This is a genomic window from Cognatilysobacter lacus (genome assembly GCF_008274655.1).
Taxonomy (GTDB): domain Bacteria; phylum Pseudomonadota; class Gammaproteobacteria; order Xanthomonadales; family Xanthomonadaceae; genus Cognatilysobacter; species Cognatilysobacter lacus.
Genome location: NZ_VTRV01000206.1, coordinates 1 through 3,463, shown reverse-complemented (window position 1 = coordinate 3,463; position 3,463 = coordinate 1). Strand labels below are relative to the sequence as shown.

1 protein-coding gene is annotated in these 3,463 nt (G+C 60.8%); it reads right to left on the bottom strand.

Annotation, left to right across the window (positions count from 1 at the left end):
- Positions 1-2,356 (bottom strand): RHS repeat domain-containing protein (locus FW784_RS13130; RefSeq protein ID WP_187770819.1); only part of this gene is annotated, 2,356 nt, incomplete at its 3' end.
- Positions 2,357-3,463 lie beyond the last annotated feature (1,107 nt).

The window sequence follows — 3,463 nt, the reverse complement described above, 5'->3', positions numbered from 1 at the left end:
AGCTGACGCCGGTCAGCCGGTTGAGCACGTCATAGGCGTAGGTGGCCTGCTTCGTCGAGCCCCGGGCGTCGAGCTTGCTCTTGAGGTTGCCGGCACTGTCGTAGGTGTAGGCGGTCGTACCGGTGTCCGGGCTGACCAGCTTGGTCAGATCCCCGAGGCCGTTGTAGGTGTAGCCGGTGGTCAGGCCCTTCGGATCGACGACGGCGGTCAGGTTATCGAGTGCGTCGTAGCCGAACTTGGTCTCGGCCTTGATGCCGGCGGTGTCCTGCAATGTGCGCACCAGGCGATTGAGCGGGTCGTTGTCGTTGTCGGTCAGCCGCCCCTTCGCGTCCTTGACGATGTCGGCGTTGCCCGACGCGTCGTAGGTCATGGTGGTGGCGTAGCCGTAGGCGTCGTTGGCTGCCTGCATTTGGCCGAGCTGGTTGTAGACGCGGGACAGGGTGCGACGCAGGTTGCCCGACGCGTCCTTGGTGTCTTCCTTGACCCGGTTCCCCGCGTTATCGAGCGTGTACTCGACGCGGTCGCCGACGTTGTTGCTAACGGCCGTCAGGCGTTGTGCCGCGTCGTACTCAAATGCGGTCCACGTGCCGTCCGGTTGAGTCACTTTCTGCACTAGACCCGTCGGGTAATAGTCCATGCGGGTGACGACGTCGTCTGTTTCCGAGGACGCGTCGGCGCCACGGATCTTCGATGCGGTCAACCAGCCACGCGCGCTGTACTCCAGGTCGGTCACGACACCATTTGCGTCCTTCATCGACAACGGGCGGCCCGCACCGTCGTACGCCAGCGTCTCGACGACCTGGCCCTTGGCGTTGGTGACCTTCCACAAGTCACCGCGGCGGTAGGCGCAGGTGGTCGGCGCCGTATCGCATCCGACGGCGTCGGCCATGCGGTAGGTGTACGTGGCGATGTCGCTGACGTCCGTGCGCGGGCCGTCGAGCTTGGTGACCAGGCCGATGCGGGGGCACGTGCCGGCGTCGACGTCGGGTTGCTCGCAGTAGGTGATCGTCGAGGTACGCGCCGTGCCCGTGGCAGGATCGGTTTGCGTGCTGGTCAGTGGCTGGCCGCGGCCGTTGTATGTCCAGTCCGTTTTAGCGACCAGCGTCGCCGACGCGTTGTAGACGCGCCGCTCCGCGGGTACGGCCAAGCTCGCGTTCCAGTCTGTTTGCGTGGTGCGTTTGTTGCCAGCCGTATCGTTTTTGGCATCGATGCGCTGGGTCTGTTGCCCTGCCGCATTGAAGTCGTGATCGGTCAACGTTCCGTCGAAGGCTTCGGTTACATCCGGATAGCCGTTCGAGTCGTAACTCACCGTGCGAAAAGCAGCGCCGCTGCAAGTCGGACACGGACTGCTGACGGTCGATATCCTCGGCAAACCAAATACAGGTATGAAGGAGGCGGTGCTACTCGCTCCCAAGGGGCTAGTCACAGTGGTCGTCAGCGACGGACCGTAAGAAAAGGTTGTCCGATCGACGCCACTGTCCGAAGGCCCGTGGACACTAAGGATGGCTCGGGCGGACGCGTCGTAGTCCCAAGTGGCATAACGGTTGCCGATTTCATCCACAATGCCAGTCAGCAGGTAATTGCCGACATTGGATTCGTACAGATATTTCCGGTAAGGATTGTCCGTGTCGTCGGCCGGGGTCAGATCCGGGTAAAGGACCTTCTCAAGCATGCCATTGGCGTTGTACTGATACACGATGGACGTGCCTTCCGGTGTCCGGACACGCGCGAGCTTACCCTGAAGATATTCGAGTGAGAGCTTACGCCCCTTCTCACTTCTGACTTCGACAAGGTTTCCGTCGACATCGTAAACAAACGCTACAGTTCGGCCCGAACTGTCGACGTGCGCAATGTAGTGCCCTGCGCTGTCGTATGCTTCATATGCAGCGCCGGGCTTCGTATAGAGCTTCCACCCCGTGTGCATACCTTGGGCGTCTACTGTTTCTTCCAAAACCTCGGTGACGTCTGGGTCGGAAACCCATTTCGCAGACGACGGGTCAAAATTAAATGTGAGCAACTGGCCGTTCGCTCGCACGAATTGCACCGACACACTTCTTACTGTCGCTACATCAACGGTGCCGGTGAACCGGGCCGCGTGTCGCTCTACGCTGGCACCCCAGTACGTACCGAGTATTCCGGGATACAGGTTTGGAGAGTAACTGTTGTATTCCCGCCGAAAATCCAGACCTTCTGCCGCGGGATCGATGTAATCGGTCTCGGTTTGAAGTTTTGCGCCCGTAGCCAAGTTGCAGGGATTTCCTCCGGTCGCGGGGCAACTCTTTTTCGGATTTTGTATCGGCGTAACGCCAAAGGTGTACTTGCCGCCCGTACACACGGATTGAAGCGTGTACGTCAACCTAACTGGATCCACTGAATCCAAAGTGGTCGGATTGCGGCAGGTGCTCCAGCATGCACTCCCGGTAACCGCATTGTTGTTTGCGTTCGCGCGGGTCGCGACCTCTTGCAGTGTCCGTCCCTCTGCGCCAGGTACGTAACACGCCTCACTCGTACCCCCGTTCGCCGAACCCGCGTACCCGCCTGGCCCAACATACGTGACAGTGTCGTCCGCCGCCCACGAGGGGGCCGCGCAAAAAAACAAGGTGGTAATTGACAGGCTTTGGCAGAGTCGCCGCGCTGTAAAACGACCCCGTTCCGTCTTCGCAGTCGAGCCTACTCGAGCGTCGTTTGTGGTCGAATCGATTCGCTGAAGATGGCTTGACGACGTAATTTCCTGCGGACCTTTCGACCGGCAAGCAGCGGACCCATGAATGATTTCGTGCACGCGCGTACCACGCGGCCAGATACGGCGCTTCGCTGAAACTCGCGTCGAAAGGTAGGCATGGCCCGTCGTGCTCCCCGAGTCGAAATCGCAAGGCGCGAGCGGGACAGCGCGCGGCGAAAGCGCCCAGGTGAATAGGCGAAGGAATCCCATAAGTGTGCTGCCCCCAAAAAAAGAAATGCCGGCCGATCCTTGCTCCCCAAGGAACGGCCGCGACGGAATATGCGTGCCCCGTCTCAGTTTACTCGAACGTCGGGTTCCAGCTCCGCTGCCTATTCGTCGCGTCATCCGATCGCCCCAGAGCACTAGCGCCCGCCGACGCTGACGGCTGCGCGGATGTGGACCAAGTCCGCTGAACCTGACCCCTCTTTTCCAACCCCTTTTTCCAAAGCTACGCGTCCGTCCGGCCCGCCTTCATAAGAACGAGCCGAAATCGAACCTGACCCCATTTTTTTAGTTGTGGAACGTGACCCAGCTTCTACTCGCAGCAGTGTTCGTCGGGCGACGCGTGCGGGTCCGCCACGCTAGTCGATTTGGAAGCCGAGCCCTCTGCCGCGAAGTCAATTCCGTGAAATTGGCCGTGCCCCTCCTTCCTATCAAGGTCCACTACCCGCCAGTCATCACGCCACAGTTTCCGTCGCAGGGTCCTAGGCCCGGTTGCGGCGGGGGCGGGGGCGGGGGCGG